This is a genomic window from Pseudomonas sp. TH39(2020) (genome assembly GCF_016650715.1).
GTDB lineage: Bacteria > Pseudomonadota > Gammaproteobacteria > Pseudomonadales > Pseudomonadaceae > Aquipseudomonas > Aquipseudomonas mandelii_C.
Genome location: NZ_JAEKFF010000006.1, coordinates 2,557,416 through 2,583,713, shown reverse-complemented (window position 1 = coordinate 2,583,713; position 26,298 = coordinate 2,557,416). Strand labels below are relative to the sequence as shown.

Here is a 26,298-nt window from a genome sequence, read left to right as displayed (position 1 = left end):
CCCATGCCCAACCGCCCGCCTCTCGACGCTGTCACCGCCCGCTGGGTGCCGTGGGTCGTCGCCATCGCGTTCTTCATGCAATCCCTCGACGGGACCATCCTCAACACCGCCCTGCCCGCCATGGCCCGAGACCTGGCCGAAGACCCTCTGCGCATGCAGGGCGTAATCATCGCCTACATGCTCACCGTCGCGCTGCTGATCCCCGCTTCAGGCTGGATCGCCGACCGTTTCGGCACCAAGAAAATCTTCTTCAGCGCGATCCTGTTGTTCAGCCTCGGCTCGTTGCTCTGCGCGCTGTCGAGCACCCTGAGCATGCTGATTGGCGCACGGGTGATTCAGGGCCTGGGCGGTGCGCTGATGTTGCCGGTCGGGCGACTCGTGGTGTTGCGCGCCTACCCTCGTTCGGAGCTGGTGCGGATCATGGGCTTCATTACCATTCCCGGTCTGCTCGGCCCGTTGATCGGCCCGACCATGGGCGGCTGGATGGTGGAATACCTGACCTGGCACTGGATCTTCCTGATCAACCTGCCGGTCGGCGCTGTCGGTTGCTACGCCGTGTGGAAATTCATCCCCGACCTGCGCGGCACTGAGCGCACCCGCTTCGATAGCCTGGGCTTTTTACTGTTCGGCGCCGCAATGGTCCTGATCACCATCGCCATGGAAGGCCTCGGCGAATTGCACCTGCCGCACTTGCGCGTGATGTTGCTGCTGTTCGGCGGCATGGCCTGTCTGGCGGCGTACTGGTTGCGGGCCGGACACATTGATAATCCGCTGTTCGCGCCGTCATTGTTCAAGACCCGGACGTTTGCCGTGGGCATCCTCGGCAACCTGTTCGCCCGTCTGGGCAGCGGCGCCCTGCCGTTTCTCGTTCCGTTGCTGCTGCAAGTGGCGCTGGGTTACTCGCCGTCCCAGGCCGGGATGAGCATGCTGCCGCTGGCGGCGGCAGCGATGGTCGCCAAGTCGGTGGCGCGGCCGCTGATCGAACGCTTGGGTTATCGCATCGTGCTGACCGGCAACACATTGGCGCTGGGGCTGATGTTGGCGAGCATGGGGCTGGTCAGCGAGCAAACGCCGTATTGGTTGCTGTTGGTGATGCTATCGATTCTGGGGGCGATCAACTCGTTGCAGTTCACCGCAATGAACACCGTAACCCTGATCGACCTCGACGACGCCAGCGCCAGTAGCGGCAACAGCTTGCTGTCGGTGGTCGCGCAATTGTCCCTGAGCCTTGGCGTTGCCTGTGCCGGTGCCTTGCTCGGCGGGTTCACCGCAGAAGTCGGCAACGATGGCGTGGACACGGTTTTGGGCGCGTTCCAGCTGACCTTTGTGACGGTCGGGATCATGGCGATGCTGGCTGCAACCATCTTCTCCCAGCTCTCAAAGGAAGACGGACGGCGCGTCAAGCGTCCGGAAGAGCACATAGAGCCTTAGGGCGAATGGCCACCGGACTGGTACACTGCGCGACATTTTGTTTTGCAGGCCAGTCCCGTGACCACCATCGCCACCGCTTTTAATACTTTGCCGCTGTCCGCTGCCATGCTGGCTAACCTCGACTCCCTCGGTTATGCCCAGATGACGCCGATCCAGGCGCAAAGCTTGCCGGTGATCCTCAAGGGGATGGACCTGATCGCCCAGGCCAAGACCGGCAGCGGCAAGACCGCCGCCTTCGGTATTGGCCTGCTGAACCCGATCAATCCGCGCTTCTTCGGTTGCCAGGCGCTGGTCATCTGCCCGACTCGCGAACTGGCCGACCAGGTTGCCAAGGAAATCCGTCGACTGGCCCGCGCCGAAGACAACATCAAGGTCCTGACCCTGTGTGGCGGCGTGTCGTTCGGCCCGCAAATCGGCTCTCTGGAACATGGCGCGCACATCATCGTCGGCACCCCGGGTCGTATTCAGCAGCACCTGCGCAAGGGTTCGCTGATTCTTCATGGCCTGAATACCCTGATCCTCGACGAAGCCGACCGCATGCTCGACATGGGTTTCTACGATTCCATCGAAGAAATCATCGCCCAGTGCCCGGAACGTCGCCAGACCCTGCTGTTCTCCGCCACGTACCCGACGGGTATCAAGCAGTTGGCGTCGAAATTCATGCGCACCCCTCAGATCGTGAAGGCCGAGGCGTTCCACGACGACACGCAGATCGAGCAGCGCTTCTACGAGATTTCCCCGGAAGAGCGCATGGACGCCGTGGTCAAAGTCCTCGCGCATCATCGTCCGGCCTCCTGCGTCGCCTTCTGCTTCACCAAGCAGCAGGTTCAGGAAACCGTCGATCACCTGACCTCCAAAGGCATCTCCGCCGTCGGCCTGCACGGCGATCTGGAACAGCGTGACCGCGACCAGGTGCTGGCCATGTTCGCCAACCGCAGTACTTCGGTACTGGTCGCCACCGACGTCGCCGCTCGCGGTCTGGACATCGATGCGCTGGACATGGTGATCAACGTCGAACTGGCCCGTGATTCGGAAATCCACATCCACCGTGTCGGCCGTACGGGCCGCGCCGGTGAGAAAGGGATTGCGATCAGCCTGGTTGCACCGTCCGAAGCGCACCGTGCCCAAGCCATCGAGCAACTGCAGCAGTCGCCGTTGAGCTGGGATCAGCTGGACAACCTCAAATCCCAGGGCGGCGCACCGCTGCTGCCGGTGATGAGCACGCTGGTCATCGGCGCTGGCCGTAAAGACAAGGTGCGTCCGGGCGACATTCTTGGCGCACTGACGGGCGATGCCGGTATTCCGGGCGCTCAGGTCGGCAAGATCGCGATTTTCGACTTCCAGGCCTATGTGGCTGTAGAACGCGGGATTGCCAAGCAAGCCTTGCAACGCCTGAATGACGGCAAGATCAAAGGCCGTTCGTTGCGCGTTCGCATTCTGTAAGGACACTGTATTTCCCTGTGGGAGCGAGCCTGCTCGCGATGGCGGACTGTCAAACAACATCTATGTTGAATGTGCAGGCCTCATCGCGAGCAGGCTCGCTCCCACAGTTAGTTTTGTGGTGAGACATCAAGAGGACACCGTTTTGCGCTCTACCGAAGTCGTGATCATTGGCGCTGGCGCCGCAGGTTTGATGTGTGCGCTGACCGCCGCCGGGCGCGGGCGCAAGGTGATGTTGCTCGACCACGCCAACAAGGCCGGCAAGAAAATCCTGATGTCGGGCGGTGGCCGCTGTAATTTCACCAACATGTACACCGAACCGGGCAATTTCCTCTCGCAGAACGAACACTTCTGCAAATCCGCCCTGGCCCGTTACACCCAGTGGGATTTCATTGGCATGGTCGCCAAACACGGCGTGCCATACCACGAGAAAAAACTCGGCCAGCTGTTCTGCGATAACAAATCCAGCGACATCCTCGACATGCTGCTCAACGAGTGCGATCAGGTCGGCGTCAGCCTGCACCTGGACACCTCGATCCAGCACATCGAGAAAATGGAAAGCGGCTACCTGCTGCAGACCACCCTCGATCAGATCACCTGCGAATCGTTAGTGATCGCCACGGGCGGCTTGTCGATCCCGACGCTGGGTGCGACCGGTTTCGGTTATCAGGTGGCCAAGCAGTTCGGCCACGACTTGCTGCCGACCCGCGCCGGGCTGGTGCCATTCACCATCACCGATCAACTCAAGGAGCTTTGCACCGAGCTGTCCGGTACGTCGGTGGATTGCCTGGTGAGCTGCAACGACCAGAGTTTCCGCGAGAACATCCTGTTCACTCACCGCGGCCTCAGTGGTCCGGCGATTTTGCAGATTTCATCGTTCTGGGAATCCGGCGACACGGTGGAGATCAACCTCATGCCGGACCACGACGTTCCGAGCTGGCTGCAACAGCAGCAAGCCGAACGTCCGAACAGCGAGCTGAAAACCCTGCTGGGGGAAATTTTCACCAAGAAGATGGCCAACCTGCTGGCGGATAACTGGTTCGTCTCCAAACCGATGAAGCAGTACACCCACGCGGAAATTGCCGACATCGCCGAAAAACTGGCGAGCTGGAAAGTGGTTCCGGCTGGCACTGAAGGTTATCGCACCGCTGAAGTGACATTGGGCGGCGTCGATACCAACGAGGTGTCGTCCAAGACCATGGAGTCGCTGAAAAGCCCCGGCCTGTATTTCATCGGCGAAGTGCTCGACGTCACCGGGCATCTGGGCGGTTTCAACTTCCAGTGGGCGTGGGCCTCGGGTTACGCCGCCGCGCAATACGTCTGACAAACACAAAACAAAATGTGGGAGCGACGGTGCGACGATTCGACCTGCTCACGAAAGCGGTCTGACAGACAACTTCAATGTTGAATGTGCTGGCCTCTTCGCGAGCAGGCTCGCTCCCACAATGGTCATGCATGAAGCGCAAAGGAACAGATTTTGCTGTCAGATGTGATCGGCGCCATTGCGTCGGCGTCATTACTGGCTCAATTTAGCGTCATTGCCTCGGAAGGCCCTCGCACTTCATGTCATCGACCCCCTTTAGTCAGTCTCTGCGTCGCCTCTGGGCGCTGGATAAATTCAGCTACAGCGTGCGGGTGTTCATCGCCCTGACCGGCAGCATGGCGCTGTGTTGGTACAAGGATGAAATGGGGCTGCTGATCCCGCTGTTCCTCGGGATCATCGCCAGCGCCCTGGCCGAGACCGACGACAGTTGGCAAGGCCGCCTTAACGCACTGGCCGTGACGCTGGTGTGCTTCAGCGTCGCCGCCCTCTCCGTCGAACTGCTCTTCCCCTACCCCGTTATTTTTATCATCGCCCTGGCCCTGGCCAGTTTCGGCCTGACCATGCTCGGCGCCTTGGGTGAACGCTATGGCGCGATTGCCTCGGCGACGTTGATTCTGTCGGTCTACACCATGATCGGCGTGGACCAGCGCGGCGGCGCGGTCACCGATTTCTGGCACGAGCCGGTGCTGCTGGTGGCCGGTGCGGCCTGGTACGGTTTGCTCTCGGTACTGTGGCAGGCGATGTTTTCCAATCAGCCGGTGCAGCAAAGCCTGGCGCGGTTGTTCCGCGAGTTGGGTTACTACCTGAAGCTGAAATCGTCGCTGTTCGAGCCGATCCGGCAGATGGACGTGGAAGCGCGTCGACTGGAACTGGCGCAGCAAAACGGTCGTGTCGTGGCCGCACTGAACGCCGCCAAGGAAATCATCCTGCACCGGGTCGGCGACGGTCGACCGGGCTCGAAACTCAGCCGATACCTGAAGCTGTACTTCCTCGCTCAGGACATCCACGAGCGCGCCAGTTCCTCGCACTACCCTTACAACGCCCTCGCCGATGCCTTCTTTCACAGCGACGTAATGTTCCGCTGCCAGCGCTTGCTGCGCCAGCAAGGCAAGGCCTGCCGAGCGCTGGCCGAGTCGATTCAGATGCGCCAGCCGTTCATCTATGACGCCAGCTTCGCCGAAGCCCTGAGCGACCTGCACGCCTCCCTCGAACACTTGCGCATTCAGAGCAACCCGGCGTGGCGCGGATTGCTGCGATCGTTGCGGGCACTGGCGGCCAACCTCGGCACGCTCGATCGTTTGCTCAGCGACGCCAGCAACCCCGATGCCCTGGCGGACGCCACCGACAGCAGCCTGCTCGACCGTTCGCCACGCAGCCTCAAGGATGTTTGGATTCGGTTACGCACGCAGCTGACACCGACGTCATTGCTGTTCCGTCACGCACTGCGTTTGCCCCTGGCCTTGAGTATCGGCTACGCGATGGTGCATTTGATCCACCCGTCTCAGGGTTACTGGATCATCCTCACCACGCTGTTTGTCTGCCAACCGAACTACGGCGCCACCCGCCGCAAACTCGGCCAACGGATCATCGGCACCGCCATCGGCCTGACCGTGGCCTGGGCGTTGTTCGATCTGTTTCCGAATCCCTTGGTCCAATCGTGCTTCGCAATCGCCGCCGGGGTGGTGTTCTTTATCAACCGCACCACCCGCTACACCTTGGCGACGGCCGCGATCACCTTGATGGTGCTCTTCTGCTTCAACCAGGTCGGGGATGGTTACGGGCTGTTCCTGCCGCGGTTGTTCGATACCTTGCTCGGCAGCCTGATCGCCGGACTCGCCGTGTTCCTCTTCCTACCGGACTGGCAGGGCCGACGCCTGAACAAAGTGCTGGCCAACACCCTCACGTGCAACAGCATTTACCTGCGCCAGATCATGCAGCAATACGCCGCCGGCAAAAGCGACGACCTGGCGTATCGCCTGGCCCGACGCAATGCGCACAACGCCGACGCCGCACTGTCGACGACGCTCGCCAACATGCTGATGGAACCGGGGCATTTCCGTAAGGAAGCGGATGTCGGTTTCCGCTTCCTGGTGCTGTCGCACACCTTGCTCAGTTATTTGTCCGGACTGGGCGCACACCGGGAAACCCAGCTACCACCCGACGTGCGCGAGCATTTGATCGACGGTGCCGGGGTGAGACTGGCCGCCAGCATTGATGAAATTGCCCAAGGATTGGCGAGCAAACTGCCGATTGCGATTCAGAGTGATGAGGAAGAGGCACTGGCCAATACGCTTGAACAGATGCCGGACGAAATCGATGAAGGCCAACGATTGGTGCAGACGCAGTTGGCGTTGATCTGCCGTCAGCTTGGGCCATTGCGCACGTTGGCGGCGCACCTCATCAAGGAAACGATTAAGGATTGAGATCTGCGGTCGCTGGGCGGGCCTCTTCGCGAGCAGGCTCGCTCCCACATTTGATCTCTGTCGTACACAAAATCTGTTCCCACTGGAGACCTAATGTGGGAGCGAGCCTGCTCGCGAAGGGGCCATCAGCCACACCACAACGCTTACATTCCATGTTGCTTCATCAACCGCTGATAACTCCCATCCACTTTCATCGCCGCGATCTCGCGGTCGAAACCGGCGACGATCTGTTCATGCCCGGGGTTCTTCAGGCTGACCAGGATGTGCAGGCTGTTCTCGCTCAGTGGCTGGGGCAAAAACTCCACGGCATTGCGCACCTTGGTTGATTCCCGGGCCAGGTAGTAACGCGCGACGTATTCGTCTTCCAGCGTCAATTTGACCCGGTCGGCGGCGACCATGCGCACCGCCATGGCGAAGTTGTGCACCGGGACTTTCTGCAGCGATACGTCGTCATCGAACGCCGGCGAATAGGCGTAACCGCGCACCACCGCTATCGGGTAGGTATGCAGTTGTTGCAGGTTGTTGTATTCGATCGGCGTGTCTTTGCGCTTGAGAAAGCGCACCCGGTTGAGCAGGTATTCGCCGGAAAACTGGCCAAGCTTCGTGCGATCGTCGGTGTACCAGGCGTTGACCAACACGTCGTATCGACCCTCGCCTACCCCCAGCAAGGCCCGCGCCCAAGGCACTTGTTCAAAGTCACTGGCATAACCGGCCCGGGCCAGCGCTGTGCTGACGATGTCCGTGGCCAACCCACCGTTGACCAGCGTGGCGTCGGTAAAGGGCGGCCAGGCATCGGCGACCAATCGCAGCTTTTCCGCTGCCGCGCCTTGAGTCAGCAACAGCAATCCAATCAAAGCAAAGGCTCGATGCAATTGGGGCATGCTAGAAAATCCTTAGCGGGCGGAACGCCCGACGTGTTTTCAGCCAAAACTCCAAGGCCGCCGTACTGCCAAACCCAGGTACTAACATTAACTCATCGAAGCCACTGCACAGCGCTTCATCTCAGATTACACAAACAAGACAAAGCCGCGCGAAATGAATGATGGCATTTTGGCCTTCATCACAGATTTCTCTGCCTGAAGACATCTTTCGTCTGGGCGCTTAGTATCGGAGCGACGATGTTCAAGGAGTGTGAAAATGACAATCGATTGGGTCTGCAAGCACCACAATGATCTGGGCAAAGAGCAGCTGTACGCCATTCTTCAGCTGCGGGCAGAGGTGTTTGTGGTCGAGCAGAAATGCCTCTATCAGGACATCGACGGCCAGGATCTGGAGGGTGACACCTGTCATTTAATGGCCTGGGACGGGGATCGGCTGGTGGCGTACCTGCGGTTGCTCGACCCGGAGTTACAGGGTGGCGACGTGGTCATCGGCCGAGTGATCATTGCCCCTCAAGCGCGCGGTACAGGGCTTGGGCATGAGTTGATGGCGCAGGCGTTGAAGCAGGCTGAAAAGCGCTGGCCTGAAGTACCGATCTATCTCTCGGCCCAAGCGCATTTACAGGGGTATTACGGGCGGTACGGGTTTGTGGTGGCGGGCGAGGAATTTCTCGAGGATGACATTCCGCATATCGGGATGCGCCGTCCGTAATGATCGTTCCCACGCTCTGCGTGGGAATGCCTCAATGGACGCTCTGCGTCCGCTTTTGGGACGCGGAGCGTCCTGGGCTGCATTCCCACGCAGAGCGTGGGAACGATCGGAGTCGAGAGTTCAAGGATACTCCAGCACCGCTTTGATCTGCCGAAGATTGCGCTCGATCCACCCCCGATCTATCGCCCCCCACTCGCGAATCCGATAGCGCCCGGCATGATTGCGCGCACCATCTTCCTGCTCGAACTCGCAAACAATGTCCAGATCCGCCAATGCCGCGATGGTGTCCTGAGCCGTGCGCCGGGGCATTCCTGTCACTTCGGTCAGCGCCGGGACGCTGCTGGCCAACCCGCTATCAATCAGGTACGCCACGTACAACCGGCGATAGAAGCTGCTCTTGGTCTTGCTTACATCCATCTAAACACTCCCGATTGCGATATTTTGATCTCTATTGCATGTCCCGCCACGTCAGGTACACCCGCACATCGAACTCCACCTGGTGATACCCCGGCAACATGTGTTCGCAAAGCTTGTAGAACGCCTTGTTGTGATCCGACTCTTTGAAGTGCGCCAGCTCATGCACCACGATCATTTTCAGAAACTCGGCAGGTGCATCCTTGAACAATGAAGCAACACGAATTTCTTTCTTGGCCTTGAGCTTGCCGCCCTGCACCCGGGATATCGCGGTGTGCAATCCGAGGGCGCGGTGGGTCAGGTCCAGGCGGTTGTCGAACAACACCTTATCGACGGCCGGGGCGTTACGCAGGTATTCCTGCTTGAGGTCCAGCGTATAGGTGTACAACGCCTTGTCGCTCTGTATCCGGTGTTTTTCCGGGTAACGCTGGCTCAAGTAGTCGCCCAGCCGACCGTCGGCGATCAGCTGGCGCACCTGGTCCTGCAGCGCGGCGGGATAGGCCTGGAGGTATTTCAACGCGGTCATTGGGGCGGCAACACGATTCACGAAAAGGTCGCCAGTGTAGCGAATTCAGCCGGTCAGCGTGTTCCAGTCGAACGGCCGCACAAAGTCGCCGACGTCCTCGGCCATCATCGGCCGTGCGACCAGAAACCCTTGCACGTACTCGCAACCATTGGCTTGCAGCCACTGATATTGCGCAACGGTTTCCACCCCCTCGGCAATCACCAGCATCCCGTACTCCTTGCACAACTCGATCACATTGCGCACCAGCGCCGCATCGCGTGAGGACTCCAGAAGCCGGGCAATCAAATGTCGGTCGAACTTGAGCGTGTCCAACTCCAGATCCCGCAGATGAGACAGCGAACACGGCCCCGAACCAAAGTCATCCAGGGCCACTCGCACACCCAGGTTACGCAGCAGGCGCAGCTGTTTGCGGGTTTCCTCGGGGTTTTGCATCAAGGCCTCTTCGGTGACCTCGACTTCCAGATGGCGCGCCTGCAATCCATGGCGCTCCAGCACCTGGCGCAACTCAGTGACCAGATTGGGCATACCGAATTGCGTACTGCTCAAACTGACGCCCAGCACCAGGTCGTCGGCAAACAAGGTTTCCCAGGCTTTTCGCTGGCTCGCCCCTTGTTGATAGATCCAGCTGCCCAGGCGACTGATCAACCGCGCCTCTTCCAGTAATGGCAAAAACAGCCCCGGCGGTACATCGCCGACGCTCGGATGTTGCCAGCGGATCAGCGCCTCAAACCCGCGAATCTGCCCGCTGGCAATGGCCACCTGAGGTTGATAGACCAAATTGAAATCACGGTTCTCGATCGCCGCGCGCACACTTTCTTCGAGCATCAGCCGCGAGCGTGCCCGGCCGTTCATTTCGTGATCGTAGAAACGATATTGCTGACGGCCGGCGCGCTTGGCTTCGTACATGGCGATGTCTGACGCACGTAACAAGCCGTCGAGATTGGAACCGCAATCCGGGTACGTCGCAATGCCGATGCTGGCGCCCAACGCGATATCCAGACCATCGATCTGCTGACAGATCGATACCCGCTCGATGAGTTTCTCGGCAATTTTTGCCGCTTGCTCGGGGAATTCCAGATCCAGCAAAGCGGTGAACTCATCACCGCCCATGCGCGCCAGAATGTCGAAGGGCCGCAGACAGGCCTTCAACTGCTCGGACACCCACCGCAGCACCCGGTCGCCGGCATCGTGACCGAGGGAATCATTAACCCGCTTGAAGCCGTCAAGGTCCAGATACAGCAGCACCCAGGCGCTGTCGGAGCGGTCGCCACGCAACAGCAGGTTTTCCGCCGTCTGGTAAAAACCGCGACGATTGAGCAGACCGGTCAAGGGGTCAGTGACCGCCTGGAACTCCAGTTGCTGATGCAGATGGCGCACCACCGACATGTCCAGGACCGTCACCACCATCGCCTGTTGTTCGCTGGGCAACGGTGCGCAGGACAGCGCCACGGGCACCTGCTGACCGGGCGCCGTACGCAGCAATGCATCATGCAGGCGCAGGGTTTCACCGCGTTTGTAACCGGCGAACAACTCGGAGTCGGCCCAGATCGGGATGTGCGGTTTTTGCAGGAAATCCAAGAACTCTTTGCCTTGCAGGTCTTGCACCGTGGCATTGAGCAGCCGCGACATCGCCGGATTGGCAAAGCGGATCAGACCGTCCTCACCGACCACCAGGATGCCTTCGGCGGCATTGTCCAGCACCGAGGCATTAAACGCGCGTGCGACCTCCAGATCGTGGCTCAGGCGCTGCAACGCTCGGCGATTGCGCTGATGCTCGAGCAGCGCCTGGACTTTGGGCTTGAGAATTTGCGGGTCGAACGGTTTGAACAGGTAATCCACCGCGCCGCTGGCATAGCCCTTGATCACGGCGTCCTGGGACTGTTCGTTGGCGGTAAGGAAAATGATCGGCGTGAGGCGGGTTCGCTGGCTGCCGCGCATCAGGCGTGCCACTTCAAAACCGTCCATGCCCGGCATCTGCACATCCAGCAGCACCAGGTCGACATCGTGTTCGAGTAACAGACTGAGCGCCTCGAAGCCCGAGGCGGCGGTCATGACCTGCCAGTCCTGGCGCTGCAACAACGCGCGCATGCTGATTAGGTTTTCAGGGTAATCATCGACGATTAAAAGGATTGAGCTGCCTTCAGCTGGCGTGGGTTGCGCGCATTCCATGCTGCTTCTCTTATGCGGGACGTCAGGCCGGTTTCTCGTGAAAACCGGACAAATACCAAGCCTTCACTCTAGACCGGGTTCTGCAAAAGCAGAAGCTATCAGTACGCCATCACTTAACCAAATCGTCCATTTGCCGACTAACGGTCGGCGCTACAGGCCCCTGAAACCGGGAAAGATGGCCTTTTAACAGGATTTTGACGTCACCCGTTTGTCATTTGCGCATTAACAAATTGAACTTCTGCGATTATAAGGATGGCCCCCAAGGCGCGTGCCAGAGCTTCTGGAACGTGCGTGCAGTAAAAAAAACGTGGAAGCTTTTGTCTATGATCGATCTCGCAACCTGGAACCTCAGCGTTCCCGTCGGCAATCCGCCGTACACCGTTGAAACGTCAAAACTGGTGGATGGCTTCAAGGACCAATACTTCCACTCCGACACCGGCACCTTGTTTTTCTGGGCCCCGGTCACCGGTTCCAAAACTGAAAACGCGAAATACCCCCGCACCGAACTTCGCGAAACCTACAGCAATGGCACCCTGAAAAACTGGCTCTACGGGGACGCCGACAATACCCTGCGCGCCACCCTGGCGGTGAATCAGGTACCGAGTTCGGGGAAGATCGTTATTGGCCAGATCCACGCCTATGAAAGCCAGAAACCGATGGTGAAGCTCGAGTATCAGTACTCGACCAGCACACAGTCGGGCAACATCGTCGCCAAGGTTCGTATGCACCCTGATGACGATGCCGCACGGATAATCACCATTGCTACCGGGGTGAAACTGGATCGGGAGTTTTCCTACCTCATCCACCTCAGCCCTAAGGGGGCATTGGGCATTAGCGCTGCGGGCTACCAATGGGACACCGACATCAGTAAGACCTGGAGCGTCAAGCCGCTGTACTTCAAGGCCGGTGTTTATGTGCAGGACCACACCGGGTACACCAGCGAAGGCGGGGAAGTGACGTTCAGCAAGCTGGATATTGATCACAATAAGTAGCCCACCCCCACTGATCGCTCCCACGCGCAGCAAAGGAATGCAGCCCGGGACGCTCCGCGCCCCAACCCTCCCCAAGAACAACTCGATCTCTGTAGCAGCTGCCGAGCCTGCGGGGCTGCGTCCGAGGACGAAGTCCTCGCAAGCCCGGTGAACCAGGCCTGCCTGAATAAATACGCTGTCTGATTTACGACTGCTCCGTCCGAACGCGGCCCGAGCCGAACGCAGCCTCGCAGGCTCGACAGCTGCTACAAAATCCTGGCGTCCGTAAAATTCGTAGGACTACTCCGACCGTGGTGAGGGGGCTTGCCCCCGTTGGGATGCGAAGCAGCCCCAAACCCTGCTACGCAATTTCCTCAGACACACCGCAGCGCCCGGTTCTGTTGCCGCTACGCCACCGAACGAGACCAAACCGTCTCGCCACATGACCGGAAAGGCGTCCTACAGCCCGGTTGCGGCTACCCGAATCGCTGCCTAAAGTTGGCCTGTCGCTGACATCGTTGGCGATAGGGTTTCGCAGCCCTAACGGTACGAGTAGCTCTCCTTTTAGATACGAGGAAGATTTACTTATGACAATGAACAATCCACCCCGCCGCTTCACTCCCATGTCCCAATTCGCCACCGATTACCCCGTCCTGCTCATCGACAGCGACGCCCCGCTACGCGAACTCCACAACTGCGTCAGCGAACGCCTCAACGCCGTCCTCAAATATCTGAACCTCATGGCCTGTACCAGCCTGCCCGACTACGCCGAGAACGACATCAACACCGTCACCAACATCGCCCGGATCATGGTCCAGGATGTGAGCGATGTGTTTCGGGTAATTGAGCAGCGCGGGTTTGACGAGAAATCGAACCGCTAAAATAAGATGGATTCACCTATATCGGACTTTTCTGCCTCGATCCTTAAAAATGTCCGTTATAAGTGACATTGATTCGCCGAGCATTAGCTGCGCCGCTTAAAAATCTCCGACCACAAAAAACCCGCCTCTCGGCGGGTTATTTAATGGTTCTTTAATGGGATTCTTTAATGGGACAGATCTATTTAAGCATCTGACTTTCAAACCGCTCTTGCCGTTGACTGTGGGACAACCAGCGCTTCGATATCGTCGACATTGATCATTGTTTTCTCGTCAGTACCCACCAACGTCAATTCGAGTTTGCCATCAATGCACGTACTAAAAAGACCAGACACTACCTTACCAGCCGTCAGCGTTACATCAATCCGCTCATTACTATTCAGCAACTCTAATCGGGCTGCAATAGGAAGCTGGATACTAGAACCGCCACCAAATTTACTATTTTCCATGGCTACACTCTCCGCACATCAAGACAGACGATAAAGATAAAGAAAGCATAAGAAAGGAGCAGATCTATTTAATCCACCTAACTCTTTCTTCTCGGGTTGCGCATTCACACTAGGTAGCAACCAGCATTAAGTCACCTGTAACAAATGACAGTTTTTAATACGTTTTTGCGATAACAGATATAACTTTAGAGAAATACTGAGAACGGCTTTTCCGGCAGGGGCACGTCTATTTGCTGCTACGTTCTCCTATCACTACAAGGACGTAGGTTATATGCCCAGAATGGGACGTGTTGTGTTACTCAATTATCCGCACCATGTCGTGCAACGCGGCCAACTGACGGGCAATCCTCGATTTATAGACGAAATTGAACAAATCACTGGATTGCGAATATCGCATCGAACGCGCGACAGGCCTGCGAAACAACTCAAATAGAAGTACTAGGGGGCGATTAAATAGATCTGCCCCCTTTTAGATGTTAAGTTTTTTATTGCAAAAAGTTATTAAAAACTGTCATTTATTACAGGTACACCTGGAGAAGACAGCAACTAACATCTTCCATGCAACATGCGAAGCAGAAAGCCAGACAAACAAATAAATCTCTTTTCCACTCTACAAAATCAACCAAGCAAGTTAAATACTCACCAGGAGAAAAAAATGGGCTCTTTAAACGGGACGTTCTACGGGGCTTATGGGGATAATCAAATTTATCTATCCATTACCCACTCTGACGATATTACTGGAGAAATCAGAGGTACTCTTTCGAACTACGGGTCAACCAGCACCGTTAACGGCAGCTACACCATGACTCAGCAATTCGCACAGATTTTCTTGAATACTTGGGGGCCCAGTACGGAACAATGGAGTTTGATAACTTATGACTACAATACGCTATCGGGTACGCGAAACATCATGGGCCCTACAGGCGTAACTCAGCAGCAGATAGCCGGGCTGGGGCGGGTTTGACTGCGTCCAAGCAAAATTCCGGTCATAAGAAACCCGCCTCTCGGCGGGTTTCTTATCAACGCTATAAAACGCTCAGGCTCAATTCACCTTAGCGTTCAACTCACCTTTCAAGTAACGCTGATACATCGCTTCCAGAGAGATCGGCTTGATCTTCGAAGCATTACCCGCAGTACCAAACGCTTCATAACGTGCGATACACACATCACGCATCGCCGTCACGGTCGCGCCGAAGAATTTACGTGGGTCGAACTCGCTCGGGTTGGTAGCCATCAGGCGACGCATCGCACCGGTGGACGCCAGGCGCAGGTCGGTGTCGATGTTGACCTTGCGCACGCCGTGCTTGATGCCTTCGACGATTTCTTCAACCGGTACGCCGTAGGTTTCTTTGATGTCGCCGCCGTACTGGTTGATGATCGCCAGCCAGTCTTGCGGAACCGAAGACGAACCGTGCATCACCAGGTGGGTGTTCGGGATGCGCTTGTGGATTTCTTTGATGCGGTCGATGGCCAGCACGTCGCCGGTAGGCGGCTTGGTGAACTTGTACGCGCCGTGGCTGGTGCCGATGGCGATGGCCAGGGCGTCGACCTGAGTGCGTTTGACGAAGTCAGCGGCTTCTTCCGGGTCGGTCAGCATTTGGCTGTGATCCAGAACGCCTTCGGCGCCGATGCCGTCTTCTTCACCGGCCATGCCGGTTTCCAGCGAACCCAGGCAGCCCAGCTCGCCTTCTACCGATACGCCGCAGGCGTGAGCCATGGCCACGGTTTGTTGGGTGACGCGGATGTTGTAGTCGTAGTCGGTCGGGGTCTTGCCGTCTTCGCCCAGGGAACCGTCCATCATCACCGAGCTGAAGCCCAGTTGAATGGAGCGCTGGCAGACGTCAGGGCTGGTGCCGTGGTCCTGGTGCATGCACACCGGGATGTGCGGGAATTCTTCGATTGCCGCCAGGATCAGGTGACGCAGGAACGGTGCGCCGGCGTATTTGCGAGCACCGGCCGACGCCTGGACGATCACCGGGGAGTCAGTCTTGTCAGCGGCTTCCATGATGGCGCGCATCTGCTCAAGGTTGTTGACGTTAAAGGCTGGAACGCCGTAGCCGTACTCGGCTGCGTGGTCCAGCATCTGGCGCATGCTGATAAGTGCCATTGTGTGTGTATCTCCCGGTTGAGGGTCGTTAATCGTGCCAGCCTGCCGTAGCGACGGCGGCTATTCAAGTTATTGCAGATCGGGGGTCAGCCCTGCCTGCCAATTCGGTGTTGCCTAAATCTTGCGGCGTTACTGCGCTTTGCAACCGCGGCCGATCAAATCATTGGTGGCGACCCAGTACACCAGGCCTTCCTCACCTTTTATGTGAAACGCCAGCATGTCATTGCTGTACAGCGAACCGTCGGCGCCCGGTTCATGCTTCAAGCGGTAGACCTGATCGGCACCGCCCAGGCGAACGTCGACTTCCTTGCGGCTTTCATCGGTGTAGCGCCAGAGCACTTTGGCCTGACTGTCGCAGGTCCAGGTGGACCAGCTGTCCGTCGATTCGGCAGGCTTGAACAGGTTCAAATTAGCGCAACCTGCCAGCAGAGCCAGCGCCGTAACGGCGATAAAACCTTTCATCCATGTTCCTCGACTGACGACGCACGCCGCCAGCCCTGAGTAAAGTGTCAGACCCGTCAAGGGCAGCCATGTTCCTTGGCCGGGGTCTGTGTCTCGTATTTGTCCAGGCCATCAGGCCCGGAACGCTTGTTGATCACCGGGTTGGTTTCGGCCTGCCAGTCGGCCTGGTAGCAGCCTTTATCCTGTTCAGGCGTCTCGGGTACCTTCGGGGCTTTCGGGTTACTCCCGCAAGCTGCCAACGACCCCGCGATAATCAACAGCGCTAATGTTTTGACCATCTGAACACTCCTTTGCCTGGTCAAATGGGCGGCCTCAGGCCTTGGCCCGGCTTTCCAGGACTTCAACGGCCGGCAGCACCTTGCCTTCGACGAATTCGAGGAACGCGCCGCCACCGGTAGAAATGTAGGAGATCTGATCGGCAACGCCATATTTATCGATAGCGGCCAGGGTGTCGCCGCCGCCAGCGATGGAGAATGCCGAGCTTTCTGCGATGGCCTGGGCCAGCACTTTGGTGCCGTTACCGAACTGATCGAATTCGAACACGCCCACCGGGCCGTTCCACAGGATGGTCTTGGACGACTTCAGCAGCTCGGCGAAATTCGCCGCGGTCTGTGGGCCGATGTCCAGAATCATGTCGTCTGCGGCCACATCAGCGATCAGCTTGACGGTAGCGGTGGCGCTTTCAGCGAATTCCTTGGCAACCACGACGTCAACCGGCAGCGGTACGCTGACCTTGGCGGCGATGGCGCGAGCGGTGTCCAGCAGATCAGGCTCGTACAGGGACTTGCCGACCGGGTGACCGGCAGCGGCCAGGAAGGTGTTGGCAATGCCGCCGCCGACGATCAGCTGGTTGCAGATCTGGCTCAGGCTGTTGAGTACGTCGAGTTTGGTCGACACCTTGGAGCCGGCAACAATCGCCGCCATTGGCTGGGCCGGGGCGCCGAGGGCTTTGCCCAGTGCGTCCAGTTCGGCGGCCAGCAACGGGCCAGCGGCCGCGACTTTGGCGAACTTGGCCACGCCATGGGTCGAACCCTCGGCGCGGTGAGCGGTGCCGAAGGCGTCCATCACGAACACGTCGCACAGGGCGGCGTATTGCTGGGCCAGTTCGTCAGCGTTCTTTTTCTCGCCTTTGTTGAAGCGCACGTTTTCGAACAGCACGATGTCGCCGGCCTTCACGTCAACGCCGCCCAGGTAATCGGCCACCAGCGGCACTTCACGCCCCAGGGCCTTGCTCAGGTAGTCAGCGACTGGCTTGAGGCTGTTCTCGGCCGAGAACTCGCCTTCGGTCGGACGGCCAAGGTGCGAGCAGACCATCACGGCCGCACCTTTTTCCAGGGCCAGCTTGATGGTCGGCAGCGAGGCCAGGATTCGCGCATCGCTGGTGACTACACCGTCCTTGACTGGGACGTTGAGGTCTTCGCGGATCAGTACGCGCTTACCTTGCAGATCGAGGTCGGTCATCTTCAACACGGTCATGGGTCGCATTTCCTACTGTTTTGGAGAGGCAGCTGCTTGCAGATAGTGCTCTGCAACGTCCAGCATTCGGTTGGCAAAACCCCATTCGTTGTCGAACCAGGCCAGGATGTTCACCAGCCGTGGGCCGGAAACTCGAGTCTGACTGGCATCGACGATGGCCGAATGTGGGTCGTGGTTGAAATCACAACTGGCGTGAGGCAACTCGGTGTAGGCCAGAAGGCCTTTGAGCGGGCCACTGGTGGCGGCCTCGCGCAAAATCCGGTTGACCTCAGTGGCATCGGTGTCACTCACGGTCTGCATCGTAATGTCGAGGCAAGACACGTTAACCGTCGGCACCCGCACGGCTTTGGCCTGAATTCGCCCGGCAAGTTCCGGTAACAGGCGTTCGATGCCACGCGCCAGACCAGTGGACACCGGAATCACCGACTGAAACGCCGAACGGGTGCGGCGCAAGTCTTCGTGATGATAGGCGTCGATCACTGGCTGATCGTTCATCGCCGAGTGAATGGTGGTGATCGACACGTATTCCAGACCAATGGCCTGATCCAGCAGGCGCAACAGCGGCACGCCGCAGTTGGTGGTGCAGGACGCGTTGGACACCAGCAATTCATCACCGGTCAGGCAATCCTGGTTCACGCCGTAGACGATGGTGGCGTCGACATCCGCCTCGCTGGCCATCGGCTGGGAAAACAGCACCCGCGGCGCGCCGGCGTCGAGGAAACGCTGGCCGTCTTCACGGGTGTGGTAAGCGCCGGAGCACTCCAGCACCAGATCGACACCCAGCGACGCCCAATCGATGCCTTCGGGGGTGGCACTGCGCAGGACCTTCACGCAGTCGCCATTAATATGCAGACAATCGCCGTCGACCTTCACTTCGCCGGGAAAACGCCCGTGAGTGGAGTCAAAGCGTGTCAGGTATTCGATGCTGGCCATGTCAGCCAGATCGTTGATCGCAACAATTTCAAACCCGGCCTTATCGCCTCGCTCAAACAACGCACGCAAGACGCAACGACCAATCCGGCCGTAGCCGTTGAGTGCAACTTTGTAAGGACGCGGTTGAGGCATGGGGTTCTCGATTACCGTGGTGAATCCGTCATTGCAGCGTTGAATGTTCCATCGTCATCGCGAGCAGGCTCGCTCCCACATGGACGGTGTAGATCCCTGTGGGAGCGAGCCTGCTCGCGATAGCGTCAGATCAGACGATACATTTTCTGGATCAGTCTTCCAGCAGCTCTTCAGCCTGACCCAGGATGTTTTCCAGGGTGAAACCGAACTCTTCGAACAACGCAGGCGCAGGCGCCGACTCGCCGTAGGTGGTCATGCCGATCACGCGGCCTTCCAGGCCCACGTACTTGTACCAGTAGTCCGCGTGGGCGGCTTCGATGGCGATACGGGCGCTGACCTGCAACGGCAGAACCGCTTGCTTGTAGCCGGCGTCCTGAGCATCGAACACGCTGGTGCAAGGCATCGAAACAACACGCACTTTGCGACCCTGTTCGGTCAGCTTGTCGTAAGCCTGAACCGCCAGACCCACTTCAGAACCGGTAGAGATCAGGATCAGCTCAGGCTCGCCGTCGCAGTCCTTCAACACGTAACCGCCACGGGCGATGTCGGCGATCTGGAACGCATTGCGGGTTTGGTGTTGCAGGTTCTGACGCGAGAAGATCAGCGCCGAAGGGCCGTCCTTGCGTTCCAGAGCCAGCTTCCAGCACACCGCCGACTCAACGGCATCGGCTGGGCGCCAGGTGTCGAGGTTCGGCGTGCTGCGCAAGCTGGTCAGTTGCTCGATCGGCTGGTGAGTCGGGCCGTCTTCGCCCAGACCGATGGAGTCGTGGGTGTAGACGAACACGACACGCTGCTTCATCAGCGAGGCCATGCGCACGGCGTTGCGGGCGTATTCCATGAACATCAGGAAGGTCGCGCCGTAAGGCACCAGACCGCCGTGCAGGGTCACGCCGTTCATGATCGCGCTCATGCCGAACTCGCGAACGCCGTAGTACATGTAGTTGCCGCTGGCGTCTTCAGCCGAAACACCTTTGCAACCTTTCCATAGGGTCAGGTTGGAACCGGCCAGGTCAGCGGAGCCGCCCAGCAGTTCAGGCAACAACGGGCCGTAGGCATTCAATGCGTTCTGGCTGGCTTTACGGCTGGCGATGGTTTCGCCCTTGGCGGCGACTTCAGCAATATAAGCAGAGGCTTTTTCAGCGAAGTCTTCCGGCAGTTCGCCGCTCAGACGACGAATCAGCTCGTTGGCCAACTCAGGGAAGGCAGCAGAGTAGGCAGCGAAACGCTGATCCCATTCGGCTTCGGCCGCGCGACCGGCTTCCTTGGCGTCCCACTCGGCATAAATGTTGGCCGGGATTTCGAACGGACCGTGGTTCCATTTCAGCGCAGCACGGGTGAGAGCGATTTCCGCGTCACCCAATGGGGCACCGTGGCAGTCTTCCTTGCCTTGCTTGTTCGGCGAACCGAAACCGATGGTGGTCTTGCAGCAGATCAGCGTCGGCAGCTCGCTTTTGCGCGCGGTATCGATTGCGATCTTGATCTCTTCCGGGTCGTGACCGTCGACGTTGCGGATGACCTGCCAGTTATAGGCTTCGAAACGCTTAGGCGTGTCGTCGGTGAACCAGCCTTCCACTTCGCCGTCGATGGAGATGCCATTGTCGTCGTAGAAAGCGATCAGCTTGCCCAGGCCCAACGTACCGGCCAGGGAGCCGACTTCGTGGGAAATGCCTTCCATCATGCAGCCATCACCCAGGAACACGTAGGTGTGGTGGTCGACAACGTTGTGGCCCGGACGGTTGAACTGCGCCGCCAGGATTTTTTCTGCCAGGGCAAAACCAACGGCGTTAGCCAGGCCTTGGCCCAGTGGACCGGTGGTGGTTTCAACGCCTGGGGTGTAGCCGAATTCCGGGTGACCCGGGGTACGGCTGTGCAACTGGCGGAAGTTCTTCAGGTCTTCGATCGACAGATCGTAGCCGGTCAGGTGCAGCAGCGAGTAGATCAACATCGAACCGTGACCGTTGGACAGCACGAAGCGGTCACGGTCGGCGAACGATGGATTGCTCGGGTTGTGCTTCAGGTAGTCACGCCAAAGTACTTCGGCGATATCCGCCATACCCATAGGGGCACCGGGATGGCCGCTGTTGGCTTTTTGCACGGCATCCATGCTGAGGGCACGAATGGCGTTGGCACGCTCACGACGGCTGGGCATCGCTGTTCTCCTGGGGGCTGAATAAAACGAAACGGAAAAAAGGCGAGCATTTTCCCTCACCCACCCGCCTCGGGGCAATGACAGATAATCATCTGGAGGCGTTTTTCCGGTGGATGAAGTCGCATTCGCCTGGTGAAACCTTTCCGCTGACGACTTGTAGAGTGACCCTTTCCCCGAGAAGTGCCATCTATCGAGCAATATCAAAACTTTTTGATATTGCTCTTGCGGTGTTTTCTGACCGTCACTAGACTGCTGGCCTTATGAATTTACGTGTGCCTTCCATTCGACATGACGATTGCGATGAGCTGGCGGCCCTGTGCAAGGCCGGCGGCGATCCTCTGCGGCTGAATGTATTGCGCGCGCTGGCCAACGATTCGTTTGGCGTACTGGAGCTGGCGCAGATTTTTGGCATCGGCCAGTCCGGCATGAGTCATCACCTCAAGGTATTGGCCCAGGCCGCTCTGGTGGCGACGCGCCGTGAAGGCAACGCGATTTTCTACCGTCGCGCCCTGCCCCACACCGACCTGCTGGGCGGCAAATTGCACGCAGCCTTGCTGGAAGAAGTGGACAACCTGACCCTGCCTGCTGAGGTGCAGTCGCGGATCGCTCAGGTCCATGGGCAACGAGCGGCGGCCAGCCAGGACTTTTTCTCACGGGTCGCGGAGAAGTTTCGCGCCCAGCAAGACTTGATCGCCGGTCTGCCGCAATACCGCGAAAGCGTGGTGGCATTGCTCGACAAGCTGAGTTTCAGCGAAGGCGCCACGGCCATCGAAGTCGGCCCCGGCGACGGCGCATTTCTGCCGGAACTGGCGCGCCGCTTCACCCAGGTCACGGCGCTGGACAACAGCCCGGCGATGCTCGAACTGGCGCACCAGGTTTGCGAACGTGAAACGCTGGCTAACGTCAGCCTGCAACTGGCCGATGCATTGAACGGTGTCCGCCTCAAGGCTGACTGCGTTGTACTGAACATGGTGCTGCACCATTTCGCCGCGCCGGCCGAAGCACTCAAGCACATGGCCGACTTGCTGCAACCGGGCGGTAGCCTGCTCGTGACAGAGTTATGTAGCCACAACCAGAGTTGGGCCAGGGAGGCCTGCGGTGATCTATGGTTGGGGTTTGAACAGGACGATTTGGCCCGTTGGGCCACCGCTGCGGGACTCGTTCCCGGGGAAAGCCTCTATGTAGGCTTACGTAATGGTTTCCAGATCCAGGTCCGCCATTTTCAGCGACCGGCTGGCGACACTCACCATCGGTAAATTCAGGAAAAAATCGAGATGAGCGAATACTCCCTCTTCACCTCCGAGTCCGTGTCCGAAGGGCATCCGGACAAAATCGCCGACCAGATTTCCGATGCGGTGCTGGACGCCATCATTGCTGAAGACAAATTCGCCCGTGTAGCGGTCGAGACACTGGTAAAAACCGGCGTTGCAATCATCGCAGGTGAAGTCACCACGTCGGCCTGGGTCGACCTGGAAGAGATCGTGCGTAACGTCATTCTGGACATCGGCTACAACAGCTCCGATGTCGGCTTCGACGGCGCCACTTGCGGCGTGATGAACATCATCGGCAAGCAGTCCCCTGACATCAACCAGGGTGTCGACCGTGCCAAGCCTGAAGATCAAGGCGCCGGCGACCAGGGCCTGATGTTCGGTTACGCCAGCAACGAGACCGACGTGCTGATGCCAGCACCGATCACCTTCTCGCACCAGCTGGTTCAGCGTCAGGCCGAAGCCCGTAAATCCGGCCTGCTGCCTTGGCTGCGCCCGGACGCCAAGTCGCAAGTGACTTGCCGTTACGAAGGCGGCAAGGTTGTCGGTATCGACGCCGTTGTACTGTCGACTCAGCACAACCCTGACGTGTCCTACAAAGACTTGCGCGAAGGCGTGATGGAGCTGATCGTCAAGCACGTACTGCCTGCCGAACTGCTGAGCAAAGACACCCAGTTCCACATCAACCCGACTGGCCAGTTCATCATCGGTGGCCCGGTAGGCGACTGCGGCCTGACCGGTCGCAAGATCATCGTTGACAGCTATGGCGGCATGGCCCGTCATGGCGGCGGCGCGTTCTCCGGTAAAGATCCATCGAAGGTTGACCGTTCGGCCGCCTACGCGGGTCGTTACGTGGCCAAGAACATCGTGGCAGCCGGCCTGGCCGAGCGTTGCGAAATCCAGGTTTCCTACGCGATCGGTGTTGCTCAGCCGACGTCGATCTCGTTGAACACCTTCGGCACCGGCAAAATCAGCGACGACAAAATCGTCAAACTGGTTCGCGAAGTGTTCGACCTGCGTCCATACGCAATCACCACCATGCTCGACCTGCTGCACCCGATGTACCAGGAAACCGCTGCGTACGGCCACTTCGGTCGTACTCCGACCACCAAGACTGTGGGCGATGACACTTTCACCACCTTCACCTGGGAAAAGACCGACCGCGCTGATTCCTTGCGCGCTGCTGCCGGCCTGTAAGACTTCCCCGGCGGTACCAAAAGCCCCGCACGGTTCGCCGTGCGGGGCTTTTTATTGCGCTCACTTTAGACCGAGTCGTGGCCTTCGCGAGCAGGCTCGCTCCCACACTCGTCCCTGTCGCACACAATTTTTGAGTCCGCTGCAGATCCAATGTGGGAGCGAGCCTGCTCGCGAAGGCGGCAGACCAGCCACCATCAGAAACACCCGGCAAAATACCCACCCACCTCGCCCGCAAATACTGACTAGCCTTGAAGCATCTCCCCGAGCAAGGACGCTCACGATGCCGCTCGACCTGCGCGTGTTTTTCAGTTTTCTACTGATGATTTGCTGCCTGACCACCCACGCTGCCGATTGCCCCGACTGGCCACCCGCACGCGCCCTGGACGAAATCACGTCACTGCAGAAACAAATCGACCTCTGGGACGACAGCTATCACCGGCGCGGCCGCTCATTGGTCGCCGATGAACTCTACGATCAGTCCCGTGCACGACTGACCGAATGGCGCACGTGTTTCGACCTGGACCAACCCGCGGAACCGCTACGCACCGCGGGCGGCACTATGCCTCACCCCATCGCACACACGGGCCTGGAAAAACTCCACGATGGTCGCGCCGTCGAAGCCTGGCTAAAAGGACGGAGCGATGTCTGGATTCAGCCCAAGATCGATGGCGTGGCGGTGACGCTGATCTACCGCAAAGGCCTGCTGACTCAGGCAATCAGCCGCGGTGACGGAATAAATGGCCAGGACTGGACGGCTTCGGCGCGCCAGATCGCCGCCATCCCCCAACAATTGCCACAGCCGCTTGACCTGTTGCTGCAAGGTGAACTCTATTGGCGCCTGACCGACCATGTACAGGCACGCGCCGGCAGCCTCAATGCACGCGCCACAGTGGCCGGTTTGATGGCCCGCAAAAAGTTAAGCACCGAGCAAGCCGCCGCGATCGGCCTGTTTGTCTGGGACTGGCCCCAAGGCCCGGCCAGTTTGCCCGCCCGCATCGCCGTCCTGGATGAGTTGGGTTTCCCGAGCGCCGCACCTTACAGTCACTCGATCAAGGTATTTACCGACGCAGAACGCTGGCGCGATCACTGGTATCGCTCGCCCCTGCCCTTCACCAGTGATGGCATCGTCCTGCGCCAGGATCAGCGCCCACCCGCCGAGCGCTGGCAAGCTAAACCGCCTTATTGGAGCGTCGCCTGGAAATACCCTTTTGCCCAGGCCCTGGCCGAGGTGCGCAAAGTCCACTTCAAGATTGGACGGACCGGACGGATCACCCCGGTACTGGAACTGACACCGGTCATGCTCGATGACCGGCAGATCAAGCGAGTCAGTGTGAGCTCACTGCAACGCTGGGAAACACTGGATATCCGGCCCGGAGATCAGGTCGCCATCAGCCTGGCAGGCTTGACCATTCCCAGGCTTGACGGTGTCATGCTGCGCAGCACCCAACGCGCTGAATTGAGCGCACCGCTGGCGGAAGACTTTCATCATTTGAGTTGCTGGCAGCCGACACCGGGGTGCGAAAGCCAATTCCTCGCCCGACTGACCTGGCTCAGCGGCAAGCAGGGCCTGGCGTTACCACATGTCGGCCCTGGCACTTGGGAGAAGCTTTTCGAAACAGGCCGTCTGAATGGCCTGCTGGATTGGTTGACCCTCGATGCTCAAGAGCTTGCTAACATTGACGGCTTCGGCGAACGCAGCAGCGCTCGTCTTTTGAACAGTTTCAATAGTGCCCGACAACGCCCTTTCGCTCGCTGGCTCAAAGCCCTGGGTTTACCGCCGACCGGCCAGGCGCGGCTTGCCGACTCGTGGCAGGAACTGGCACAACGAACTATCGAACAATGGCAGGCAGAAGCGGGCATCGGCCCGGGACGCGCAGCGCAATTGAGCGCATTTTTCCGCGACCCGCAGGTCTTGGCCTTGAGTGAAACATTACGTCTTGCGGAGATTGACGGCTTTTAGCGGCCGGCGATGCCCGCCAACCCGGGAACCCAATGGTGTCGCTGGGCTCAAACACCCCATCGCCACATCGACCCGATCGCTTTTTCACATGGAGCTTTTATGAAACTTCTTTCACCGCTCGCCCTGTTGACCCTTTGCAGCGTGCTGGCCGCTCCACTGATGGCCGCCGAAGAAGCTCCGGGCCTGACCGGCTGCGCCGCAAAGAAGCAGGGCTTTATCAACCAGATTGAACTGGCCAAGTCTCACGGTAACGCCGATCAGCAGGCAGGCCTTGAAACGGCCCTGAGCGAAGTCACTGCTCATTGCACCGACGCGTCCCTGAAGAAAGAACGGGAGAACAAGGTGCTCGACGCCAAGCACGACGTCAGCAAGCGTCAGGCTGACCTCGACAAGGCCATGAACAAAGGCGACGCCGAGAAGATCAACAAGCGCAAAGACAAACTCGCCGAGTCCCGCAAGGAGCTGCAGGACGCACTCGATGAGCTGGATAAGTAAGGATCAGTTCAGGACTCAATGATCCCGGAACTCTTTATGGCAAGCGCTGCAGGCATCTTCGACCTTCTGCACCGCCGGCCCAAGGTTACTGGCCTTGTAAGGCTGAACCTTGCTGGCAATCACCAATTCACCGGTGGCGACTTCAAGGGTGCGGGCCATGTCCTGGAAGTGTTCCTGTTTCTGCCAGACATCGCTCTTGGCGCTGGTGTGATCTTCTTCGCGCACCTGCGGAAAATGTTTCCAGGGTTCACGGGACAACGCATCGAGCTTCACGGCACCGTCAGCGAATTTCGGGCCGTCGAACGGAATGCGACCACGCAACATGCCGCCCAGGTCTTCGCCGGTCTTGAGCATTTGCTTGAAGATCGCCTTGCGCTGGCCCAGCGGCGAGTTGGGATCGACACCACCGCAGGCGGACAACGCCAGGCAGGCCAGCAATACAACAGAAAGTCTTTTAAGAGTCATGGTGGCTTCAGGTCACGGGAAACGGCGGTCAGTATCCTC

The 26,298-nt window shown here is 58.8% G+C and carries 24 protein-coding genes and 1 pseudogene; 13 read left to right on the top strand and 12 right to left on the bottom strand.

Features of this window, described 5'->3' with window-relative positions:
- Positions 1-3 precede the first annotated feature (3 nt).
- The 4 genes from mdtD (at position 4) to yccS (ending at position 6,618) form a co-directional block, all read left to right on the top strand.
- On the top strand, positions 4-1,431 hold the full coding sequence (gene mdtD, locus JFU47_RS19560; protein WP_140674878.1) for a multidrug transporter subunit MdtD: 1,428 nt from the start codon (positions 4-6) through the stop codon (positions 1,429-1,431).
- 105 nt (positions 1,432-1,536) lie between these two features.
- Positions 1,537-2,874, top strand: coding sequence for an ATP-dependent RNA helicase DbpA (gene dbpA, locus JFU47_RS19555; protein ID WP_240050476.1), 1,338 nt, complete (start codon positions 1,537-1,539; stop codon positions 2,872-2,874).
- A gap of 142 nt (positions 2,875-3,016) precedes the next feature.
- Positions 3,017-4,195 (top strand): NAD(P)/FAD-dependent oxidoreductase, encoded by a 1,179-nt coding sequence (locus tag JFU47_RS19550; RefSeq protein WP_123368572.1) that lies wholly within the window; start codon positions 3,017-3,019, stop codon positions 4,193-4,195.
- Between the two features lie 239 nt (positions 4,196-4,434).
- Entirely contained in the window at positions 4,435-6,618 is a 2,184-nt protein-coding gene (gene yccS / locus JFU47_RS19545; protein WP_140674888.1) for a YccS family putative transporter, read from the top strand.
- A gap of 143 nt (positions 6,619-6,761) precedes the next feature.
- On the opposite strand, the gene JFU47_RS19540 is transcribed toward yccS, so the two are convergent.
- On the bottom strand, positions 6,762-7,499 hold the full coding sequence (locus tag JFU47_RS19540; RefSeq protein ID WP_201184991.1) for a substrate-binding periplasmic protein: 738 nt from the start codon (positions 7,497-7,499) through the stop codon (positions 6,762-6,764).
- 256 nt (positions 7,500-7,755) lie between these two features.
- On the opposite strand from JFU47_RS19540, the gene JFU47_RS19535 reads away from it, so the two are divergent.
- Complete coding sequence (locus JFU47_RS19535; protein WP_201184989.1) at positions 7,756-8,208, top strand: GNAT family N-acetyltransferase; 453 nt, start codon at positions 7,756-7,758, stop codon at positions 8,206-8,208.
- A 120-nt stretch (positions 8,209-8,328) separates the two neighbouring features.
- On the opposite strand, the gene JFU47_RS19530 is transcribed toward JFU47_RS19535, so the two are convergent.
- From JFU47_RS19530 to JFU47_RS19520, 3 genes are read right to left on the bottom strand one after another with little or no spacing between them, the layout of a single operon-like run.
- Positions 8,329-8,625 carry a winged helix-turn-helix domain-containing protein gene (locus JFU47_RS19530; protein WP_123369167.1) on the bottom strand — a complete coding sequence of 99 codons (297 nt, stop codon included), beginning with the start codon at positions 8,623-8,625 and terminating at the stop codon, positions 8,329-8,331.
- 31 nt (positions 8,626-8,656) lie between these two features.
- On the bottom strand, positions 8,657-9,148 hold the full coding sequence (locus tag JFU47_RS19525; RefSeq protein ID WP_201185282.1) for a M48 metallopeptidase family protein: 492 nt from the start codon (positions 9,146-9,148) through the stop codon (positions 8,657-8,659).
- Positions 9,149-9,193: 45 nt separating this feature from the next.
- Positions 9,194-11,317, bottom strand: coding sequence for a putative bifunctional diguanylate cyclase/phosphodiesterase (locus tag JFU47_RS19520; protein WP_201184987.1), 2,124 nt, complete (start codon positions 11,315-11,317; stop codon positions 9,194-9,196).
- A gap of 323 nt (positions 11,318-11,640) precedes the next feature.
- On the opposite strand from JFU47_RS19520, the gene JFU47_RS19515 reads away from it, so the two are divergent.
- The gene (locus JFU47_RS19515; protein WP_201184985.1) at positions 11,641-12,309 is read left to right on the top strand and encodes a polysaccharide lyase family 7 protein; all 669 of its coding nucleotides are present in this window, start codon (positions 11,641-11,643) and stop codon (positions 12,307-12,309) included.
- A 566-nt stretch (positions 12,310-12,875) separates the two neighbouring features.
- Positions 12,876-13,169 (top strand): fructose-bisphosphate aldolase, encoded by a 294-nt coding sequence (locus JFU47_RS19510; RefSeq protein ID WP_140674909.1) that lies wholly within the window; start codon positions 12,876-12,878, stop codon positions 13,167-13,169.
- A 197-nt stretch (positions 13,170-13,366) separates the two neighbouring features.
- On the opposite strand, the gene JFU47_RS19505 is transcribed toward JFU47_RS19510, so the two are convergent.
- Positions 13,367-13,615: a hypothetical protein gene (locus tag JFU47_RS19505; RefSeq protein ID WP_201184984.1), complete on the bottom strand. Its 249-nt coding sequence runs from the start codon at positions 13,613-13,615 to the stop codon at positions 13,367-13,369.
- 319 nt (positions 13,616-13,934) lie between these two features.
- Between JFU47_RS19505 and JFU47_RS33150 the strand changes: the two are divergent.
- Both JFU47_RS33150 and JFU47_RS19500 read left to right on the top strand, forming a co-directional pair.
- A pseudogene (locus tag JFU47_RS33150) lies at positions 13,935-14,048 on the top strand (transposase); the annotation flags it as partial.
- A 222-nt stretch (positions 14,049-14,270) separates the two neighbouring features.
- A complete protein-coding gene (locus JFU47_RS19500) occupies positions 14,271-14,579 on the top strand; it encodes a hypothetical protein (RefSeq protein ID WP_201184982.1) in 309 nt (102 codons plus the stop codon).
- 78 nt (positions 14,580-14,657) lie between these two features.
- Here the strand turns inward: JFU47_RS19500 and fba are convergent, their stop codons facing one another.
- The 6 genes from fba to tkt form a co-directional block, all read right to left on the bottom strand.
- Entirely contained in the window at positions 14,658-15,722 is a 1,065-nt protein-coding gene (gene fba / locus JFU47_RS19495; RefSeq protein ID WP_149416425.1) for a class II fructose-bisphosphate aldolase, read from the bottom strand.
- A gap of 129 nt (positions 15,723-15,851) precedes the next feature.
- A complete protein-coding gene (locus JFU47_RS19490) occupies positions 15,852-16,184 on the bottom strand; it encodes an MliC family protein (protein ID WP_201184980.1) in 333 nt (110 codons plus the stop codon).
- Between the two features lie 56 nt (positions 16,185-16,240).
- Positions 16,241-16,462: a hypothetical protein gene (locus JFU47_RS19485; protein ID WP_046045274.1), complete on the bottom strand. Its 222-nt coding sequence runs from the start codon at positions 16,460-16,462 to the stop codon at positions 16,241-16,243.
- 34 nt (positions 16,463-16,496) lie between these two features.
- Positions 16,497-17,660 carry a phosphoglycerate kinase gene (locus JFU47_RS19480; RefSeq protein WP_033060390.1) on the bottom strand — a complete coding sequence of 388 codons (1,164 nt, stop codon included), beginning with the start codon at positions 17,658-17,660 and terminating at the stop codon, positions 16,497-16,499.
- Between the two features lie 12 nt (positions 17,661-17,672).
- Positions 17,673-18,725, bottom strand: coding sequence for an erythrose-4-phosphate dehydrogenase (gene epd / locus JFU47_RS19475; protein WP_046052460.1), 1,053 nt, complete (start codon positions 18,723-18,725; stop codon positions 17,673-17,675).
- A 151-nt stretch (positions 18,726-18,876) separates the two neighbouring features.
- Positions 18,877-20,874, bottom strand: a complete 1,998-nt coding sequence (tkt, locus tag JFU47_RS19470) for a transketolase (RefSeq protein ID WP_201184979.1) — start codon at positions 20,872-20,874, stop codon at positions 18,877-18,879.
- 260 nt (positions 20,875-21,134) lie between these two features.
- Here tkt and JFU47_RS19465 point away from each other — a divergent pair, with 260 nt between their 5' ends.
- From JFU47_RS19465 to JFU47_RS19450, 4 genes are all read left to right on the top strand, one after another.
- Positions 21,135-22,130: an ArsR/SmtB family transcription factor gene (locus tag JFU47_RS19465; protein ID WP_201184977.1), complete on the top strand. Its 996-nt coding sequence runs from the start codon at positions 21,135-21,137 to the stop codon at positions 22,128-22,130.
- Between the two features lie 18 nt (positions 22,131-22,148).
- Positions 22,149-23,339, top strand: coding sequence for a methionine adenosyltransferase (gene metK, locus JFU47_RS19460; protein WP_192409197.1), 1,191 nt, complete (start codon positions 22,149-22,151; stop codon positions 23,337-23,339).
- 280 nt (positions 23,340-23,619) lie between these two features.
- A complete protein-coding gene (ligB, locus tag JFU47_RS19455) occupies positions 23,620-25,299 on the top strand; it encodes an NAD-dependent DNA ligase LigB (protein ID WP_201184975.1) in 1,680 nt (559 codons plus the stop codon).
- Positions 25,300-25,398: 99 nt separating this feature from the next.
- The gene (locus JFU47_RS19450) at positions 25,399-25,794 is read left to right on the top strand and encodes a DUF1090 domain-containing protein (protein WP_140674927.1); all 396 of its coding nucleotides are present in this window, start codon (positions 25,399-25,401) and stop codon (positions 25,792-25,794) included.
- Between the two features lie 15 nt (positions 25,795-25,809).
- On the opposite strand, the gene JFU47_RS19445 is transcribed toward JFU47_RS19450, so the two are convergent.
- On the bottom strand, positions 25,810-26,259 hold the full coding sequence (locus tag JFU47_RS19445) for a c-type cytochrome (RefSeq protein ID WP_140674930.1): 450 nt from the start codon (positions 26,257-26,259) through the stop codon (positions 25,810-25,812).
- Positions 26,260-26,298: the final 39 nt, after the last annotated feature.